This window comes from Pyramidobacter sp. CG50-2 (assembly GCF_003612005.1).
Taxonomy (GTDB): domain Bacteria; phylum Synergistota; class Synergistia; order Synergistales; family Dethiosulfovibrionaceae; genus Pyramidobacter.
The window spans coordinates 1-18,454 of the sequence record NZ_RAWT01000022.1; the positions used below are offsets into that span (position 1 = coordinate 1).

General features: G+C 60.6%; 16 protein-coding genes, 3 tRNA genes and 2 pseudogenes. 4 read left to right on the plus strand and 17 right to left on the minus strand.

Annotated elements, in window-relative coordinates; genetic code table 11:
• Positions 1-191: pseudogene (locus tag D7D26_RS12605) on the minus strand (hypothetical protein); the annotation flags it as partial.
• 150 nt (positions 192-341) lie between these two features.
• Positions 342-512: pseudogene (locus D7D26_RS12895) on the minus strand (helix-turn-helix domain-containing protein); the annotation flags it as partial.
• Positions 513-678: 166 nt separating this feature from the next.
• Between D7D26_RS12895 and D7D26_RS05985 the strand changes: the two are divergent.
• The 4 genes from D7D26_RS05985 (at position 679) to D7D26_RS06000 (ending at position 2,414) form a co-directional block, all read left to right on the plus strand.
• Positions 679-754 (plus strand) — tRNA-Thr (locus D7D26_RS05985).
• A gap of 23 nt (positions 755-777) precedes the next feature.
• Positions 778-863: transfer RNA gene (locus tag D7D26_RS05990), tRNA-Tyr, on the plus strand.
• Between the two features lie 7 nt (positions 864-870).
• A tRNA-Thr gene (locus D7D26_RS05995) sits at positions 871-946 on the plus strand.
• 220 nt (positions 947-1,166) lie between these two features.
• Positions 1,167-2,414 carry a tyrosine-type recombinase/integrase gene (locus D7D26_RS06000; RefSeq protein WP_120372419.1) on the plus strand — a complete coding sequence of 416 codons (1,248 nt, stop codon included), beginning with the start codon at positions 1,167-1,169 and terminating at the stop codon, positions 2,412-2,414.
• Positions 2,415-2,453: 39 nt separating this feature from the next.
• Here the strand turns inward: D7D26_RS06000 and D7D26_RS06005 are convergent, their stop codons facing one another.
• From D7D26_RS06005 to D7D26_RS06075, 15 genes are read right to left on the minus strand one after another with little or no spacing between them, the layout of a single operon-like run.
• The gene (locus D7D26_RS06005) at positions 2,454-2,831 is read right to left on the minus strand and encodes a chemotaxis protein (RefSeq protein ID WP_233543479.1); all 378 of its coding nucleotides are present in this window, start codon (positions 2,829-2,831) and stop codon (positions 2,454-2,456) included.
• On the minus strand, positions 2,737-3,060 hold the full coding sequence (locus D7D26_RS06010) for a transposase (RefSeq protein ID WP_233543480.1): 324 nt from the start codon (positions 3,058-3,060) through the stop codon (positions 2,737-2,739). The genes D7D26_RS06005 and D7D26_RS06010 overlap by 95 nt, the downstream gene beginning before the upstream one ends.
• Complete coding sequence (locus D7D26_RS06015; protein WP_120372420.1) at positions 3,044-3,418, minus strand: phage holin family protein; 375 nt, start codon at positions 3,416-3,418, stop codon at positions 3,044-3,046. The genes D7D26_RS06010 and D7D26_RS06015 overlap by 17 nt, the downstream gene beginning before the upstream one ends.
• 4 nt (positions 3,419-3,422) lie before the next feature.
• Complete coding sequence (locus D7D26_RS06020; RefSeq protein ID WP_120372421.1) at positions 3,423-3,824, minus strand: YcbK family protein; 402 nt, start codon at positions 3,822-3,824, stop codon at positions 3,423-3,425.
• A 53-nt stretch (positions 3,825-3,877) separates the two neighbouring features.
• Positions 3,878-10,969, minus strand: coding sequence for an LPD38 domain-containing protein (locus D7D26_RS06025; RefSeq protein ID WP_120372422.1), 7,092 nt, complete (start codon positions 10,967-10,969; stop codon positions 3,878-3,880).
• Positions 10,970-11,018: 49 nt separating this feature from the next.
• Entirely contained in the window at positions 11,019-12,230 is a 1,212-nt protein-coding gene (locus tag D7D26_RS06030) for a hypothetical protein (RefSeq protein WP_120372423.1), read from the minus strand.
• Between the two features lies 1 nt (position 12,231).
• On the minus strand, positions 12,232-12,519 hold the full coding sequence (locus tag D7D26_RS06035) for a hypothetical protein (protein ID WP_120372424.1): 288 nt from the start codon (positions 12,517-12,519) through the stop codon (positions 12,232-12,234).
• Between the two features lie 12 nt (positions 12,520-12,531).
• A complete protein-coding gene (locus tag D7D26_RS06040; RefSeq protein WP_120372425.1) occupies positions 12,532-13,440 on the minus strand; it encodes a hypothetical protein in 909 nt (302 codons plus the stop codon).
• Between the two features lies 1 nt (position 13,441).
• Positions 13,442-13,843, minus strand: coding sequence for a hypothetical protein (locus D7D26_RS06045; protein WP_120372426.1), 402 nt, complete (start codon positions 13,841-13,843; stop codon positions 13,442-13,444).
• Positions 13,818-14,966 (minus strand): radical SAM protein, encoded by a 1,149-nt coding sequence (locus D7D26_RS06050; RefSeq protein WP_120372427.1) that lies wholly within the window; start codon positions 14,964-14,966, stop codon positions 13,818-13,820. Before D7D26_RS06050 ends, D7D26_RS06045 begins: the two co-directional genes overlap by 26 nt.
• Position 14,967: 1 nt before the next feature.
• A complete protein-coding gene (locus tag D7D26_RS06055) occupies positions 14,968-15,747 on the minus strand; it encodes a hypothetical protein (RefSeq protein ID WP_120372428.1) in 780 nt (259 codons plus the stop codon).
• A 13-nt stretch (positions 15,748-15,760) separates the two neighbouring features.
• Positions 15,761-16,564 carry a hypothetical protein gene (locus D7D26_RS06060; protein ID WP_120372429.1) on the minus strand — a complete coding sequence of 268 codons (804 nt, stop codon included), beginning with the start codon at positions 16,562-16,564 and terminating at the stop codon, positions 15,761-15,763.
• A gap of 36 nt (positions 16,565-16,600) precedes the next feature.
• Positions 16,601-17,299 carry a hypothetical protein gene (locus D7D26_RS06065; protein WP_120372430.1) on the minus strand — a complete coding sequence of 233 codons (699 nt, stop codon included), beginning with the start codon at positions 17,297-17,299 and terminating at the stop codon, positions 16,601-16,603.
• 12 nt (positions 17,300-17,311) lie between these two features.
• Positions 17,312-17,839 carry a phage tail protein gene (locus tag D7D26_RS06070; RefSeq protein WP_120372431.1) on the minus strand — a complete coding sequence of 176 codons (528 nt, stop codon included), beginning with the start codon at positions 17,837-17,839 and terminating at the stop codon, positions 17,312-17,314.
• Positions 17,839-18,450, minus strand: coding sequence for a phage tail protein (locus tag D7D26_RS06075; RefSeq protein ID WP_120372432.1), 612 nt, complete (start codon positions 18,448-18,450; stop codon positions 17,839-17,841). The genes D7D26_RS06070 and D7D26_RS06075 overlap by 1 nt, the downstream gene beginning before the upstream one ends.
• Between the last annotated feature and the right edge of the window lie 4 nt (positions 18,451-18,454).

An 18,454-nucleotide genomic window follows, 5' to 3' on the forward strand; every position in this document is an offset into this window, starting at 1 on the left:
GCAAGCTCGGCATCGGAGATATTGAAGCCTTCACGAGCCTCATGCAAAGTTTTCTCGTAAGAGTCATTTGCAGATTTAGCAGAATAGATCCGTTTTTTTAAAGTGCAGCGGTGACGGTTGGGGCAGCCGTTACAGACATACGGAGGAACCGAAAGCTGCGGGCAGACCTCCTCCTTAAAGTCAGGACACATCGTATTACATCTTGAGCACCGGAAACACAGTGAACGGCATTTCGGAGAGGTGTTACAAAGGGAAGTAACGGAGCAGTCATACCGGTGAAGGCAGCAGTTTGCTGTCCGGCCATAACAGCCTTTGAAGACAGTCTCTGCATGTTTTCTGATCTCTCTGGAGATCGTACTCGGCGACTTCAGAACTGTTGAGGCAATACTTCTGAGAGATTCTCGCCGGTTGAGGGCGCTTTCAATGGCTTTTCTTTCAGCCAGAGTCAAATGTTTGTTCATGATGATGAACTCCTTTCCGAGATCTGTTGTCTCGTAAGAAAGGTCTTTCATCAATTCAGACTAAATGCAAGCTTCTTTTAATTCAGATTTAATGCAACGGGGTACCGGATGTTGCGTTGCATTTACCTTGAAGAATTTCACCGCACGCCGCGAACGAAGAAATTTGCATTTGCCCGTTGACTTTTGACGAAAACCCTTTATAATGTCTTCCTGTCAGGCCGGCGTAGCTCAGTTGGTAGAGCAGCTGACTTGTAATCAGCAGGTCATCAGTCCGACTCTGATCGCCGGCTCCAGTTTTGACAACTTCATACGACGTGGTAGTGTGGCCGAGTGGTCAATGGCATCAGACTGTAAATCTGACGGCGAGAGCCTACGGTGGTTCAAATCCACCCGCTACCACCATTTTTAAGCCGACTTAGCTCAGTAGGTAGAGCACATCCATGGTAAGGATGGGGTCCCCGGTCCGAATCCGGGAGTCGGCTCCATTTTTTTATCTTTTTGCCGTTGACAAGCAATGTTTTTCAGCGAAGATTAAAGATCAGAGACATTGCGGCGCAACGTCTCTGTCTGTTATAATTCGTTTAAAGTCGTTAGGTGTCATTGATTGTTATTGTGCTCGATCGGTGACGTAAAGTGGTGACTTAAAACTGACCTGTCGTTTCGAGTCACCGCTAAAATCGGTGACTTGAAACGGAGGCGTTGGAAATGCTCGATCGAACGGGGAAGAAAAAGAAGGCCGACGGCACGCCGCTGACGAAGGTGACGATCGACCAGGCAAAGCCGGAAGCCAAGGCATATGTCCTCGCCGATACGGCGAATGGTCTGTATCTGCGCGTCTACCCCAGCGGGTTGAAGAAGTGGGTCATCCGCACGCGCATCGGCGGCGTGGAGGCTCGCCGGACGATCGGCAGGTATCCCGACATGTCGCTGAAAGACGCCCGCATTGAGGCGAGCAACATCGCCGAAGGGCTGTTGAACGGGCGGGCGCTGCGCGGACCGTCTTTGCAGCAGCTGGCCGACCGCTGGCTGACGGAATTCGTGCGCAAGAAAACGCCCGACGAAGAGTATATCAAGCGCCTGCGCTTCTCGTATTTCAGCGCGGCGCTGCGGCAGAAACCCTGCGCCGATGTGACACGCTGCGAGCTGGTCGTGGATCTGAAGCGGATCCAGAAAGAGCATTCGTACAAGACGGCCCAGCGCACCGCGACCATCGTCACCGGACTGTTCGACTACGCGCTCGACGAAGGAGTGCTCGGCAAAAGCCCGGCCGGCAATCTGTCGCGCGCGCTGATCCCCGACTCGCCCGAGGACACGGAGCAGCAGCACTTCGCGGCGGTCACCGATCCTGCCGACGTCGGGCGCCTGATGCGCGCCATCGACACCGTTTCCACGCCGACGACGCGTCTGGCGCTGCTGTTTGTGATGTACACGTTCGTGCGCCAGAAGGAGATGCGTCAAGCGACGTGGGCGGAAATCGACTTTGAAAAACGCCTTTGGATCATCCCAGCGTCCCACACCAAGCGCCGGCGGGAACAACGGGATCATGTGGTGCCGCTGTCGCGCCAGGCCATGGCGATTCTGGAAACGCAAAAGATGCGTTCATTCACCAGCAAAGAGGCGCTGATCTTTCCTTCCGATATCAAGGGGGCCCAGCTGCCGAAGACGCTGCTGCTCAACGCCGTGAAAACTTTGCGCGCGACGCTGCCGGAAGACCAGCGTCCGCCGGAGACGACGGTGCACGGCTTCCGCGCGACGGCCAGCACGCTGCTGAACGGCATGGGATTCCCCCGCGACGTGATTGAACGCCAGCTGTCGCACAAGGAGCGCGACAAGGTGCGCAACGCTTACAACCGCTTCGAGTACATCGAGGAACGCACGGCGATGATGCAGTGGTACGCTGACTACCTCGACGCTTTGCGCGACGGCCGGCCGGAGCCGGAGATGCCGAAATAAAAAGAGCGGGCACCGTCAATGACAGACGATGCCCGCTCACTATTTTGCGATTGCGACCCCGGCCGCTCCGATCATCAGCCCCAGCAGCAGCCCCTGCGCCCTTCCGCGCCGTATGCGTCTATTGTACGCCGCCCGCTCCGCCGCCAGCTCGCGCCGGAGATCTGCGACCAGCCGCCGCGTGTCCTCGGCCTGCGCGGCAATTTCCGCCCGCAGCTCGTCCATGCCCTGCCGCAGGACACGGGCAGACTCGCGATCCGCCGTCCATCCGGCCACCGTGTCGCGCATGGCCTGCTCGCTCAGCAGGTAGCCGCCGGGGACGCGCTTAACGTCCTGCGCGGTACTCTGCGAGCATCCGCTCAAGAGCAGCAGCGAGACGGTCAGCAGGTAGGTCATCAGTCCGTTTTTTGGCCTCAGCACGTGCGGTCACCTCCCTCTGTCGCGTGGCGTCCACGATAGCGTCCGCCCGGCGTTCCGACGTGGCGGCGCTCTCGCGCAGGCGAGAGATCAGCGCGTCCGTCTCGCGCCATCCCTGATATTGGCGCCAGTAGATAAACGCCAGCAGGATCACGCTTGCCGCCAGCCATAACAGCCAGCGGCGGCTTATCTTCTCGAGAATCGTAGCAAGAATATTACTCATCGCGCCCATGTCGATCCCACTTCCCTTTCAGCAGCCATTCCTGCAGGCCGTCGAACGCTGCCTTGACCGTCTCCTGGATCTCCGTATAAGCAATGTCCAAGAGCGGCCCGCCGACGTAGCCGCACATGGCGATAATGATCGCGCTCAGCTGTCGGCTTACGCCCAGTTCGTTCAGCCCCCACGCGACGATCGCGCCGATCGCTCCGGCACTGATCAGTCCCACTGTAAAACGCCAGCCGTCGAACGGTTCCCCAAGGTGTTCCCGGCCGGCGCGCACTCCCTGAAAAATCATGGCCAGCATCGCTCCCACACCTCCCGTCATGGCGATGTCGATTAACGTCCGCTCGTGCTGTTCCTCTCCCGGCATATAGCTACCTCGCTTTTCTTCGATCCCACGTCCTCAGATGTCCGTCCGGCGCGCGGTACGTGTCGATGTGCACGCCCCAGTTATATAACCCAATGCCGCCCAGTTCGGGCAGTCGCCCGTCGTACCACGCCTTGGCGATGGTATTGTAGACCGCCAGCGGCGACAGCTTCTCGCAATGAAAGTCCATCGCCTGGCCTTTCAGATGCTTCGACGTCGGCGATCCGCCCTGATCGGCGTTGCGTGCCTTGCACCGGCAGACCGAATGGACGTGCATCGGCTCTTTCAGGACGCTCCTGACCTTTTCCGCCAGTTCCAGCAGCCACGGGTCGGGCGTGTCGAAGCCGCAGTGATCGCGGCACGCGCACTCGCCCCGGCTGAAATGCTCCGACAGCATTTTTTGTTCCATGAGATCACCTCCATAAATAAAGAGGAGACTGTTTTGAACAGCCTCCTCTTGTGTTACCGTTCGCGTCGATTGAGCTTTTCCTTCACGGTGAAATAGTTCCTGACCGCCGCTTCCGCTTCCTGGTTCATTCTCAGGCGGATGCGGTCGATGACCTCGCGTTTCCGTTCCGGCGTCATGCTCTTCGACTGCTGGATCGCGGCGATGTCTTTGCGCCAGTCGGAAAGCTTGCGTGCCGACTGGTCGAACGCTTTCGCCATATGGACGCCGGCCGAGTATTCCGGCTGTTCGCCCATCTTGCGGCGCACATCGTAGGCGTTTTTGGCCACCGTCGCCTGTTTGCGCAGGTCGTAGAACTTCGCCAGCGATTCGCTGTTGCGGTTCGGGTCGACCGTAAAGCGGCTGAACAGCGGCTTTTCACTGAGCTTCTTCGCCTCTTCCTGCGGTTTCAAAAATATGTCCGGCGCCTTGGACAGGTACTCGCCTACGCCGCCGCCATAGCTGCTGACGTAGTGGTCGATCAGGATTGGCGACACGCCCCACGCTTTGCCGAGAAACTTCGCCATCGACGACGTGTTCTTGGTGAACTGCAATTCCGGCGGCAAGTTCTCCAGCTGTGGCGGGATCAGCGGCGAATCGTAGAAAAACGTCTTCCCCATTCGATGCTCCAGGATCGGTTCGGCAAACGTTGGCAGCAGGTTCGGGCTGAATCCCTCCCACACGCTGCGCCCCAGTTCGCGGAACGCCATGGGGTCGTGTTCGAACGCCGCGTCGAGCACACGCTCGACGGCGGAGCCGAACAGCCCCGCCAGCTCCGGCTTGGGCAGCCGCAGCCACGTGCCGCCGACCTTGAAGACCCAGTAGCGGTCCTTGATGTTGCGGCTGATGCGCTTGTACTCGTCGTCGTCGCGCCCGGCCATCCAGGAGATCAGCGACGGCAGGATCACGTACATCGCCGTGCGCGCCGCGAATCGGCCCGGGTGCGCCGCCGCCGTACGAACGAGCTTTGACGTCCCCTGCACGGCGGGGTTGAAAAACGCCGTGTAGCGGTTCCACACCTTACCCCATTGGCCGCCACGCGCGAAATCAAGGTTAACCTCGCGCGCCATGCGGGCGGCGTAGCGCTTCGGATAGCCCTCTTTCACCAGCCGGTCGTACTCGGCGAACTTCGGCGCCAGCTCGATCATCTCGTTGAACGCACCGATTGTGTTATTCCACCATGATTTGAATTTCCGCAGGAAGCCCCTGTCCCCATGAATGGCCCTGCCGACGTATTTGGAGATCCCTTTTTCCGAGGCGTTCAGCCCCAGTTCCGTGATGCCCGAATAGGCCAGCCCGTGGTCGAGCGCGTCAGCGATCCGCTGTTTCGCAGTCTCGTCCTTCGCCGTCTGCATCAGCAGCCCCTTGACCGTGCCAAAGAACGGCATCGACCGTACGCCCTCGGCGCTGTTCGTCAGGCTTGAATACATGGCGTCGCGGATGAAATTCGTGAGGATGAACGCCGGATTCGCCCGCGTCGCGCCCAGCTTCAGCAGATTTGCGGCGCCCTGCGCGGCGCGGTCGAGGCTGCCGAAGATCGGGTTCCTGATGCCCGCGGCCTGTTCCATCGCCGCCAGCGCGTCGATGAGTTTTTTGTCTCCGGTGAACGCCCGTCGCGTGCCGTCGAACCAGACCGTGAAGGTGTCGCCGCTTCGTTCGCCGCCCTGTACCGGTTCGATCACGTCGGCGAAGAGCGCCGGATCGGCCAGCGCGGCGCGCACCAGCGCCTGAGCGGCGCGGTTTTTCTCCGCGAGCTGGTTGAACACCAGCGCGTTTTTGACCATCATCTCGAACGGATCCTTGGTGTCGATCACCGCGTCCGCCGCGCCGACGCCGGTCGCCTGTTTCACCTGGTTGGACAGGTTGACGATGCCCTTGCCGCGGCGCGTCGGCGACGTCACCGAACCGTCCTCGTTGACGCGCACGAACGGCACGTAATGCGGCCAGCGCTTTTTGTACTCCTCGTACTGCCCGCGGCTCCACACGCCCGAATCGATCAGCGTCCGCTCGACCATCGCTTCGTAGGCTTTGGCGATGTCCTCGGCGATCCGCGCCAGTTCGGGGTTCTCGTGCCGGGTGCGGTTCACGACCGCGCTCACTTCCGCGCGCGTCAGCCCGATGCCCGGTTCCAGCCCGTTATCCCAGTAGTCCAGCGCGCGCATGGCTTTCATGTAACTCGTCAGCTTGGCGTACGCCTCGTCGCCGAGTTTCTTGACCGGCTCCATCAGCGCCAATACGTCGCGTTTCGCCTTGCCCATGTAGCCGGGCATCGTGCGCAGCATGTCGTAGACGGCGAACTCGTCTTTCAGCTCGCCGTGCTGGAGCATGTCGGCGTAACGTCCGCCGCGTTCCTTCGCCAGTTCCCTCACGCGGTCGCGCAGGAGGTTCTGCATCTGTTCCAGATAACGGAGCTGATCGTCGAACTTCTGGCGGAAGCCGTTCCACGCCTCGGCGGCGGAAGCGCGCCAGCCTTTCTGGGTCCTGACCTTTTCGTCGCCGCGGATCATGCCGGCGCGCAGCTTCTGTTCCGGCGTCAGCTCGCTGTAGCTCCGCACCGCGTCGAACAGCTCGCTCACCGGCTGTTGGTATTCCTCGTGCGCTTCCAGCGCTTCGCGGAACAGCTTCGTGTACTCGGGCGCCACGACCTCCATCAGATCGGGGTTATAGGCGTAAGCGCGGAAGTACTCGGCGATCCCCTCTTTCATCAGGTACCGCTGCGCTTCCTCGAATTTCAGCGCCGCCGCGCTCACGTCGGGGCCCCGCGCTTCTTCTCCCGAAGCGCGCATATAACGGCCGTGGAGTTTTTCATAGATCGTGTTCACGCTCTGCGGCGACGTCGCCTTGCCCAGCTCACACAGCTCGTCGTACAGCTGCCGCGACGTTTCCGCGTCGCGTACGTTCTCGCGCAGCCCCAGCTTGTAGTCCAGCGCGTGCCCGATCTCGTGCAGCGCCGTGGGAAAATCCCCCCAGTGCCGCTCGCGGGCGACGGCCGTCTCCGGCGTGTAGTACCCCGCCACGTTCGCGGGCGCGCTCACGCCCTTGCGCACTGGCGCGATCGCCCGCAGCTTGTCGTAGATGTCTTTGATTCGGATCAGCGTGACGGCGGACTTGCTCCCAGGTTCCGCCGTCACCGTGACCTGCGGCAGGCTGCTGCGGACGGAGAAGTCGCGCAGCTTCTTGACGGCCGCTTCATCTTCGTGCCCGCGCCAGATCGGGCCGAAATCGCCGCGTTCCGGCGTTGCCAGCAGGCGGTCGAACACCTCGCGCACTTCCGGCGAAAGCTCCACGCCCAGCCGTTTGATGTCGCGGTAGATGTCGATCAGCCACTGCTTGATTTTGGCAAACACGCTCCGCATCTCAGCCGTCGGCGATCTGCCTTCTATCAGGTAGGCTTCGAACGAGCGGGCGAAGCGCTCCTGCGCCTCGGCGTAGCGTTCTTTTTTCTTGCCGGTGAACGTGTGCCGCTTCGACAGGTTCAGGTCTTCGATGCCCAGATATTTCCTGACCGTTTCGAGGTCGGCCTTAGTCCGCGCGTTGGCCTTTTCGAGCAGGCCGTCGGCGATTAGGTCGTCCAGCATCATGTGCCCGATCTCGTGGAAGAACGTGGAGCGGTCGGCGTGCTTGAAGAGCGTCACCAGCCCCTCGCCGTGCGAGCCGATCTGGATCTGTCCGCGGCGGAGCTTGTTTTGCCGCTGATTGTAGATATTCGCGTCGGTAGAGGAAAATGTGCCTCGGTTATCGACGGCCTTGATCTGGTTCGGTGCATACGCGACGTATACGTCGCCCGGGGCGTCGACGCTGCCCCAGTGCCCTTCATCGACGACATTCTCGAAAATCACGCCGTCGAATCCGTCGCCGTAGTTTCCTTCCCCGACACTCTGAGCGATCTCGTTGGTGGTCATCTCGCCGGCGGGATACGACACCTCGTAACGCCCGGAATAGTCGTCCAGATCCCGCTCGATATATTCTTCCGCTTCGCGGGGCGTCCTAAACGGTTCGCCGTCGCGATCGTAAACGCTTTCACCGGTCTCGTTGTCGTAAACGCTGATCTCGCCGACGTTTGTCCAGTCTTTGCCTTCGGCGTTAATGCGATAAGGATTGCGGAGGTTCAAAAAGACGGGATAAACCCCCTCGCCGGAGAGATCCGGCTCGGAAGTCCCGGGCTCCCGCGAAACAAGCTCGTCGCTTCCGGAATACGTCGCGGCTACGTCTTTTCGCCCCGAGAAGAACACCCCCGCTCCGGTAGTGTCGCCGACGCCGGTTGTGCTGAAAGTCGAGAACCCGGTGTGCGTGCTGCCGTGGTACACCACCAGCGGCTCGCCGTTCCCGTCCAACACTTTCGAGGCGTTCTCGGGATCGTTCTCCCAGTCCCCGAACCATTCCTTGAATTGCTTCGTCCGTACCAGCACCCACTGTTCCGGCGTGAGATTGGTCTCCGTCCCGTAAGACGTTTTCAGGTACGTGCCGTTCGCTTTGGCGGCTTCGACGATGGCGCTGCGCTCCCGCTCGCTTTCCGTGTCCGGCAGAGAACTCTGCGCGTAATATTCCCCGTCCATCCCCTTGACACCGCGGAGCATTTCGCGTATAGTGATCCCAGAAAAAGAATCCTCCGCTGTTGACGCCGAAGCACCAATCGGCTGTGTGCGGGGGATTCTTTTGTTTATAATTACGTCATAAACGCGGACATCGAGCGGAACAAGCCGGTCACTGTTATTTTTCTCTTCTGCTACGATACGGACGGTAGCTATCCCTTCTCGCGTTACCACAGGGACATAAAAGCGGTGATACATTCTAACGCCGGGTTTCTTGTTCTTCTTCCTGTTCGGCCCGCTTTCCACGAGAACAGCGTTTTTCATCAGCTCCGGAAGAGACAAAACAGATGCGTTGCGAATGCTTTTCTCTTTCCGATAAATCGGAGCGCCTGAGTGGGCGATATGGCCTAAATGATACGAATCCTTAGGAAGATTAAGGAATGCAAGAGCATCCCGTGAGATGCTAGGGCCGTCTTTAATCAGTGTTTTCAAATGTTCTGTCAGAGTCTTGACATTGGCGGTTTTGGCTCCGTCCGCCACCCCGGAAAGATCGACGACGGGCACACGCTCGTCCATATTCAGCCCATCCCGCACCGCCTGGTCGTAAACGTCGCCGCCCCAATCAGGTCCCGCGTCCTCTTCGCCGCGGACGTTCAGCTTGTCCAGTTCTGCCGGCGTCAGAGCGTCAGGGCGCAGCTGTCCGTATTCGTCCATGCCCAGCGCGCGGGCGCGGGCAAGCAGATGGTTCGCCCATACTTCGCCGCCGGCGTTCGCCGTCTCGTCATCGCCCCCGGCGGCCTTAAGCTGCTGTGCTATACGTTCCCGCGCTTCGCGAGCCGATTCAATAAACGCGGCCTCCCGGCTGATTCGCGGCAGGGACCTCTCGCCGGTGATCCTCATATCGCGCCCTGAATCCGCTGTGTAAATATTTCCCAGCGTTTGCAAGGCGTTTTCGACGTCGGTCCCCAAGGAGAAGGGCTGGCGTTTGTTTTTTGCAGGCGCACGCCCGATCACGTCCTGTACGTTGGGGCTCTGCTCGTACCTCCGCCCCGACTGCTCCATCAGGTCAGCGAGCGTAGACGGCGGCAGGTCTTCGCGTTCCTCGGCGTCCATCTGCCGGATGTTCTGATACTCCTCCGCCATCTGCGTGCGCAGGTCGTCCAGCGTTTCCCCGGTGTCCTCGGGGATAACCTCTTCCTGCACAGTCTGTCCGACTGTCGGCACAGTAGTCTGCATCTTCGTGACCTTCTGCATGTTCGCCGCGGCGATTGTTTCCGCCTTTCTGCCCGTCGGCGCGGGCGTCTCCGCCGCCGGCATCGCGCCGGGCAAAGGCTTTGCCGTTTCCGGCACGACCGGCTGCGGCTCGACGGGCTTGAACACGTCGCTCATCTTCTCCGGCATCTGCGGAGCGACGTTGCCGGGGACGGTCCCCGCGGACTGCGGTACCCAGTTGTTCAACTCTTCCCGCTGCTGCTCTTCTTTAACGGGCTGCATGATCTCGGCGACCGCCTGCTGAGCTCCCACGTCCGGCACTCCGCGTGCAAAATTGTCCACGTTGCCGCCGCGGCCGTTCCGCATCGACCGCACGCCCAGTCCCAGCGTTGCGCCGATAATAGACGACAAGCCCGTCGGCAGGAAAGTGTCTTTCATCTTCTGCTTCATGTATTCGGCGTTCATGACGTTCTCGCCGATGGCGCGGAGATATTCGAGGATCCCCCGGTTTCTCGTCGCCGCCGCGGCGTCGCCGATCACGTCCTGCCCGACTTCCTGCCCGCCCTGGCCTATGACTTCGCTGAGGGTCATCGCCAAACCGCGTTTCAAAGAGCTCTGGATGCCATCCCAGGCGTCGCCGAAAATCCCGGCCTTGTCGAAGAACACGTTCATGGGGAGTTCGGCGGCGAGTTGCCTGTTCGCCTGGCTCTGCGCCTGCTCCGGCGAGCGCCCTTCCTGAATGGCTTCGCGGTATGTACGTCCGGCGTTGCCTAACGCTTCCTCGCCGCTGCGGTACATCATCGCGGCCGAAAGCATTTTTTGGGGGAGACTCATCAGTCCTTCCGGCATCAACATTTGTCCGGCCGGCGCCAGGTTCCCCGCCGCGGCAAGGGCGAGGGAGGCCGCCATGGACGGGGCCGTCGAACCAAGAGCGTTCACGCTGGACGTCCAAAGGTTGTTCGCTCCGACTTTTTGAGCGTGTTCTCTCGCCCGGGCGTCCCACCAGTTCGAGCCTCCCCCGATCCAGTCCGCAACGCCGCCCATGAGCGGGACAGCCCGCACGCCGTGCGCCAGCGCGTCGCTCATGTTGGCCATGCCCGTTTCGACGCCGGCCATCCCGGCGTGATACGTATCGTTGATAAAACGCTTGATGTTTTCCCCGCCTTCGGCAAGGGCCGCCTGATTGGCGGCTTCCTGTTCCGGCGTCCCCACCTGCGTCTGCATCTGCATGAGGTCGTCGAAAGACGGGGATTCGTCTGCTTCCGGCCGCTTGGCTTTCGCTTTGATCGACGCGAGCATGCTGTCGTAATCACCGCTCGGCGCAGGACGTTTGATTCTATTCAGCATCTCTTCATAACTCGACATATACATGCTCTCCTTACATAAAAAGCCGCCTTAATACAGGCGGCTTTATCTATTTCCCCAAGAGATCGCGTTCAATCTCTTCGAGCGTTTTCCCCATCTTCAGCCCTTGGCGTACAAGCTCGTCATACTCCTGCTGCGTGGTCTCCGGATATTTTTCGAGCACGGCCGGAGGAATGCTGTTTCCCTGCCCAGCCTGCGCCGGAGCGGGATTGTACCCGTACAAGGGATTATTGGACAACAGACCCCTGGAATCCACGAGTTGTGGTATTTTGCGCAAATCTCCGAGAAGCTGCTCCACGGCCGCGGGCGACAGCGTTGGGTCGATGCCGCGCACGGCCTGTTCGAACTCGGCCGGCGAGCCGCCGAACATCCCCGCCATCTCTCCGGCTTTCCCCCACGCGTCGCGGATCGCTCTCTGTTCGTCGCGGACAGGGGCGTAAGCGTTCGCACTGCGCTTTTCCGCCGCTTCCAGCGCCATCTCCTGGCGCCGGTTCGCCGCGTTCTGCGCGTAGACCGTATCCGGCGACACGCCCACCGCGCCGCCGAAGACCGGCGTCGTTTCCCCGGTGTACTTGTCCTGCGACAGCACCACCTGCCGGTCGCCGAGATTGACCGCCTGGTTGTTGAAGCCCGGATTGAGATGCTGGATAAAATTGCCCACCGTCTTCGCCCCGTCGGGGTCGTACAAGGCGCGGTTGCCCACATACTCAAGCGTCCCCTGCCGGTCGTTGAACTGCGGCATGTTCCCAAGTCGATCCGCCAGCCGGTCGGCGTCCTGCATCTTGAAACGGCTGCCGAACCGCGCTTCCACGAATTTCTGGAAGTTCGGATCGTTGATCGCCCCCGACTGCGCGCCCCATTTGTAAACGTCGTCGATCGTCGGCATGGAGCCGCGGGCGGCGTTGTTCCGCAGCGCCTTGACCGTCGTGCCGATCAGTCCGTCGCCTTCCCGGGGACGGAACTCCTCCGGCACGCCGCCGAAAGGATCGCCGCCGAAAGCGTTCTGCTGCGGCGCGAACGTCTGGCTGAGCTTCTTCGTTTCCGGCGCGCTCTGGATCGCCAGCGGCGACTCCTGCGGGACGGCATACTGCCCGCTTGCCTCGTCATACAGCTTCTCGAATTCGCCCCAGCGGCTGGCGTTGACGCGCTGCGCCCGCGCCGCCGCGTCGCGGTCGAACATGCCCTTGACCAGCCCCGACAGCGTCGCCGAGGCAAGGTCGCTCCACCATGGCCGATAAGGCCGCTCGAAATAGACGGCCATTCTACCAGCTGCCTCCGGCGCGGAAGCCGCCGCCCCAGCCCTGCGGCTTGAGCGGATTTTGTTCCATCAGCTTTTTCGCCCAGTCTTCCTGATCGAGCGCGTTCCCCCAGTACGAACCGGCGCCGTTCAGCAGGGCGCTGCCGACGTTCTGCCCGCCAGCCAGGCCGCCGAGCGCCGATCCGACACCCGCGCCGACGGGGCCGCCGATCGTCCGTCCCGCCAGCCCCAGAAGCTGCGGCAAAAACGAGCCGAACAGGCCGCCTCCGCCGCCTACCGTGTAGACTGCCATATTTAACCACCTCTACTTTCCCTGTTTGACGATCGTGTCGTAGTCTTCGCGGTTGTCGTAGCTGTTCTGCCAGTCCTTCCAGAACTGGTACACCGGCTCGTACTGCGACATCATCGCCTGGCTCAGCGTCTGCGGCATCGAGGCCGCCTGCTTCATCATGGCGCTGTTCGTATCGAGCGCTTTGCCGTAACCCGTCAGGGCCGAATTCAATCCGCTCGCGGCCTTGGCGTACGTGTCTGCCGTGCCTGCGAGCGCGCTGTTCGTCTGCCCGTATCCTGACAGCACCGAGTTGTACGCGTTCAGATAGTTCTTCGCGTAGGCGTCGGCGGCGCTGTCGGCCAGGCCGTCGAGCGACCGGTTGGCGACGCTGCTGTTCATCACGCCGCGTGCCGCCAGATCGTTCAGGGCGCTGCCCGTGTTTTTGTTCAGCTCCGAGTTGACCGCTCTGTTCAGGTTGTCCAGCACGGCGCTGGGCACGTTGCCCGTGCGCGTGAAGTTCAAAATTTCGTCGGACAGGCGTCCCTGCCGATCGCCCACGCCCTCGATCTTTCCGGACACGCCGCTGAGCCCTTCGGACGCGTTAAGGACCTTGTCCATCAAAGGCTGCGTGTTTTTCGACAGGGCGTCGTATTGATTCAGCGCCGAATCGACGCGCTGCCGGTTTTTGAGCCAGTCCGAACCGAACGTCGTATTCGCCCAGTCACCGGCGTTGGCGTTCGTTCCGCCGCCGATCTGGTTCCCCGCGGCGTTGAACACGCCGAGATTATACTCGCCGCTGCCGCTCGGGATTGAGATGCCGCCGCCGTAATTGCCGGATATGATCGGCGAAAGCGCGCCGTACAGGCTGTTTCTGAGACTGGTCAGTTCGGCCGGTTCGGGATCGCGCTTCCGCACCTGGCGCGTAGAAGAACTTCCGCCCATATCACCGACCTCCTTTCACTTTCGTATTTTCCGGCGACACGAGAATATAGCTGTACACCGTATCGCCGTCGTATTTTTGTTTCACCAGCGTGCCACCGACCGCGCGGATGTAGACCTCCGGCTCCCGCTTCGTGACGAAATAGGCGCCGCGGCAGGGGAAGCCCATCCTGCGCAGCTGCAAGATCATGCTCAGCACGATCGGCCGCCAATATCGGCCATTACCGCACATCTTCGGCACGGCGAGGCAGAAATGCTCAAAGTCCACCATCCACGTGAAAAAACCGTGGTCGCGATCGAACATCAGTTCCTCGCGGTCATCGAGGATGAATTTCGATTGGTCGCGCTCCTCGTAAAGCCGCACCCAGCCGCCAAACGGCTTAGGCCCCTTGGGACAGGTCTTCATGATTCAGCCTCTTCCGCAAATAAACGCGCGCTCCCACGCACGCCGCCGTCCAGCCGCATTGGGGCTGGCGGGCATAGTACGCCCTAGCGTCGCCCGCCTCGTACGCCGCCATGACGCACGACGGGCAATAGCCCGATATGTCGCAGTCCTTGCAATCCTGCGGCCACAGCTTGTAATGCTCCGATGCCTCTTCGACAAAGGGCGCGTCAGTGATCTCGATGCGGTGATCCCGCAAAACTCCGATTGGCTTCGCCATTGCCGCAGCGAAACGATGGCACCCGTAAACCAGCCCGTCGAATCCGAGGCAGCGCATGTACTTGCACGAGCCGCAGAAATTGCCGCGCGCCTTGACGCAGGGATTGAACCGCCTCGGATCGACGCCGGCGGGATTGAGTTGGAACAGATGCGTTGTGTCCGTCAGTCCGTTGTCCAAGAGGTAATCGGCCACGGAGATCAGCTGCGCGCCGCAGCGTTCCGCTTCGGAAAGCGGCCATTCTTCGTCGAAAACGACGTTAGCCGCGAGATTCGTAAACCCCAACTCGATCAGGTGAATGACGCTTTCGGCGTATCGATCGATCGTCTCGTGAGTGAACGTCGCCTTAACCGAAATCTGCCGCGGCGGCAGGATCTTCTGCGCGACGCGCAGCCCCGCAACCGCCCGGTCGTAGCTGCCTCGGCCCTTGGCGTCGATTCGGCACCGGTCGTGGTTTTCTCTCGTCCCATCGATCGAGAAGCCGATATAAAAATGCTCTTTCCAGCGCTCTAACAGACGGACGACCTCGGGGCGCGTCAGCAGCGTCCCGTTCGTCGTCACCGAAACGATGAACGGGGCCTTGACTCCGTAACGGGCGCACAGCCGCTCCGCATGCCGGCATATCGAATCGAGGTCATCCGCGTGCAGGAACGATTCGCCGCCGATCAGATCGATCACCGGCGAAACGCACGGCGGTTTTTCCAACTCGACGTAATCGCGCCGGAACGAATCTGCAAGGAAGTCCATCATGTTCTCGAAATTATTTGCGCCGCGGCATTTCTCGTGCTCGAAACAGTACGTGCAGCGCAGATTGCAGTCGAGATTCGTGAGGATCTCGTATCCCGGCCAGGGGTGCTGATTGCCTCGCATGTCAGCCCCTCGGGTCGTAATGCTGCTCGATCATGAACTCGACCGGCGTTTCATGAGCCTGGCGCACCATCTCGCGGATCCGCCCTTCCTTGTCGGCGATCGCCGCCAGCGTACCGTGATCGGGAACACATTCGAGGAACGGTGTTAGCAACGTTCGTTCCTCGTCGGACAGCTGCACCTTGGAGAGCAGGAATGCGATCACTCTCCCGTAGTCCGCCAAACGGTCTTCCGCCGTGCCGGCGATGCGCAGCACCGCTGCTTGCAGGCGGTAACGCATCAGGTTGGCCGTTTTGCCTTCTTCCGGCAGTTCTATAAACCTGTCCGTGTGCCAGTCGTAGGCATACCACCAGCAGTGACGGATCAGGTCGGCGATCGTCTGCTCCGTCGAAAACTCGACCTTGGCGTATTTCATCTCTTCCGGCGCGGGGGCCGTCCCTGCGTCGAGCACCTTGTATTTCAGCTCGTGCCCCGTGTAAAGATAGTAACCGCAGCCGAAAACCGGGGCGTACACGTTCTTGCCGGCGATCGGCGTGTTGAGATACGCCTCGTCGATCCCGCCGATCTCCCGCGCATAGCTGTCGACCATAATGTCCTCCGCCATGAGCGCCGTCCCCATCGAATCCGGTTGGGAAACGCGCACTTTGTCGGGATCGGCTCCGATATAAAACCGCCTGTCAGCCTCCGCCGCCGTCAGCGTGTAGAACACGTTCTTGAAATTCGTGACGTTGGCGGGGAACCCGTAACGGTGGAGCTGGTGATAAAAACTGCGTTCCGTGCCCATAATTACGCCTCCTTTATGCGTCGCTGCCGCACGAAGAGACGCAGCTGGTGCTGCATATACCTCCGCAGCTGCCGGAGCAGGTATTTGTGCATCCGCCGCTGCATCCGCCGGCACATGAATTCGAACAGCCGGAAATGCACGTCGAAGCGCACCCCGACGCACACCCGACGTTGATCACGATGTCTCCAGAACCGTTGAAATAGGCGCTGCCGCTCACTACGCTGCGCCCCACCTGATTGTTCCCCGCGATCCAGGCGTTGTAATGGGCCACTTTGATGTTGCGCGTGTAGGTCAAATACTCCGCGTTCGAGGCCCGGCCGGAAAACGTGTCGGCGAACACCGTGCGGAATTTTCTTGCCGAGGAACCGAGGTCAATACCGGAATTGACAGTAGGGGCTACCGGTCCCGACACGTTTCCGCCGGCTGTCGGCAGGAACGGCAGAGGGATATTCGATGTCACGGAAAGCGCTACGTCGCTGGAACCGTCGATTTGCACAGAACCCGAGACGGCCCCCGTCACGTTGAGAGTTCGCGCCAGTTTCCATTTGTCCGCCGTGCCCGCGTTGCCGGAAACATTCTCCTGCAACGGATGCACATGCTGACCGCGCGCGTAGGTAATATCCGCTCCCGGCGTGGCGACGCCGTTCGGACGCGGGTTCTCGTTCGACGGATAAACTCCGGGGATGTCCCGATTCAAGTTTTCGTATAGCGTGTCAAACTGTGCTTTCGTTTTTGCGAAAGCCGTATCGGTACGATCGCCGCCCTCTTCGACGGGATCGAAATTAAAAGCGTTCTCGCCGGGGCCATAAGTAGCCATGCGTTCACCTCCAATAAAAAAGGAGCCTTACGGCCCCTATCCCAAAGTCTCCGGCCAGACGATCGCTTCAAGGTCTTCGGCTGTCTGCGCGGCCTTGATTAGATCGTCGAGGCGCTGCTGCGTGCCGATCACGGCCGTGCACAGCTGACCATAGGCCGTGACGTTGGCGAGGATCTTGTCCCGCAGCGTGTCGACGGGGATTCCCCGCAGCGTCGCGATACCCGCGACGAACTGCGCCGCCTCGGTCGTCGTCTCGCCCGCGGCGAGGTCTTTCGCGCCCTGCTCCTGCTTGCTCCAGCTCTCGATTTCGGCCTGCGTGTAGCTGCGCTTTACTTCGTCGAGGATGGCGTCTCCGGCGCCCCAGATTTCACGCCGCTTACGCTCCTTGAGCACCGCAAACGGCACTTCCCATGCCGCGCCGTTCCAGACGGCCTCATGGTCGGTCGGCTCGATTTGCGTCCACGTGTTGGAGATCGCCTCGTCAAGTGCCTTGATTTCGTGCCGCTCCTGCGTAGCAGTGTCGTACCAAGTCTCGCCGCGATGGTCGTCGGTCAGCAACCACGCGCCGTTACGGTAGACCGCGGCCTGATGCTCGCCCGCCTCAGGCGGCGCAGTCTCCGTACTGTGCGCGGGCATCAGGTAGACGCCCGGCTCCATCGGTGATTCATGCGCCGTTTCGGGGCCGAGATATTCGCCGGTGTCGGGATTGTAGTTATAGACTGTTTTCGTGTTCATGGTTTAGCTCCTTTACTCGTAAACAATGCATGGCAGCAGACAGAGGGCGGGCGGCTGAACCGTGTTGCTGCCACCATAGATACTATTGGATTTAGATGCATCAAATTCTAAATCAGCATTACTATCAGCTGTTTCTGTAGATAATAATGCACGGTGGTTAAAGTGGGGGGTTCTCCAGAGCAATGCCCCAGAAGGGGAACTGTAGCCACCCGCAACTATCCAAGATGCAGAGCCTGTGATATTAGGTAACCCCGCGGAATAATACGTTCCTACGTGCAGGCTATCAGAGCCCCACGGTGCGCGCCATCTGGCGTCGGGCAGCGCGAACGTAGTGCTGCCGTCGCCCTCGCCCCACGTCGTGCCGATCGCCGCAAACAGCTCGGCGTAGGTCGTGCGGCTGACAGCCGCGCCATCGGCGGCGAGACTGTGAGGCGGCGGCGTTTTAGCGGCCGTCCAGAAGACTGCTCCGACCGGCAGCCCCACCACGGTACGCACCAGCGCGCCCTGCGCGTTCTTGGTAATCAGTTCGACGGTTGCCATTATGCCGCCTCCCTGATACCAAAGAGGGATGATAGTCTTAGACTATACCCTCCCCCCCCGCCGTTGGTAACTGTGCGTTTACTTCGATACACAATTACAGGAAGCAGCTTGACGGAGGCGGGCTGTACGGTAGAGGACCCACCATAGATGGAGGACGAGCGCGAGGCGTTAAGGGAAAAAGAGGGGATCGAGGTCACTCCAGATACTCCTCCCCAGTTGCCTCCGTCTCGGTAAGAAGACAAAATGGTTCCAGCATAAAACGCTCCGCTTACTGATTGTATGTTAGTGCTAGTATTAGCTGAATGTATTAAGACATTTCCCATGATACCCGGCAGCCCCGGCGCGTTGTATCCGCCCGCCGTCTGTGCGCCTTCGGGGACTCGTCCGCGAGCGTCCGGTACATTGAACGTAGTGCTGCCGTCGCCCTCGCCCCACGTCGTGCCGATCGCCGCAAACAGCTCGGCGTAGGTCGTGCGGTTCAGTTCTTCGCCCACAGCCGGCACGCAGTTTTCGGGCACTGTATTGCCGGCGATGAAGAGGATCGTCCCCACCGGCGGCAGAGTGTTGTGCACGATCAGTGCGTCGCCTGATTTTGTAACAGCCTCGAACATGTGA